This window comes from Streptomyces minutiscleroticus, assembly GCF_014650875.1.
GTDB classification, from domain to species: domain Bacteria; phylum Actinomycetota; class Actinomycetes; order Streptomycetales; family Streptomycetaceae; genus Streptomyces; species Streptomyces minutiscleroticus.
On sequence record NZ_BMVU01000285.1, the window covers coordinates 1 to 532 of the forward strand.

The window sequence follows — 532 nt, forward strand, 5'->3', positions numbered from 1 at the left end:
GCCCAGCGCGGTGAGCTGGCGGTTCTTGCCCGGGGTGGTGATGTGCGGGCGCTGGGCGAACGTCGTCCAGTTGGAGCGCAGGTGCGGCAGCAGGTGCACGTGGGGCTCGTCGGCCGCCCAGAGCACGGTGCCGGGCGGCAGCGGCCGCAGCCGTGTGACGAGCGCCGCCACCATCGTGTTGCGGGCCGGATCGCCGCGGGCGACGGGCCTGGGTCGCCGCCAGAGGGCCACCTGCCGCACCCGCCGGTACAGCGTGTGCCGGCTATCGCCGGGCGGTGCAGATGCCGGTGCAGCCGCGACACCGTCCAAGGCCCGGGCCGCTCGAGCAGCGCGGTGATCCGCGCGAGCGGCTTCCGGTCGCCCAGCCCGGGCCGCCCGCTGCGGGGCCGGTCGGCCAGGCCCGCCACCCCGCCGGCGTTGCAGCGGCCGATCCAGCGGCGCACCGTGGCCGGGTCGTACTCCACCAGCGCGGCGGTCTGCGCAGGTGACACCCTGTTCAGGGACAGCAGTACCATCACCGCCCGCACCACCG

At 76.5% G+C, this 532-nt stretch carries 1 pseudogene; it reads right to left on the bottom strand.

Features of this window, described 5'->3' with window-relative positions:
* Nucleotides 1-532 (bottom strand): annotated as a pseudogene (locus IE271_RS43800) (helix-turn-helix domain-containing protein); the annotation flags it as partial.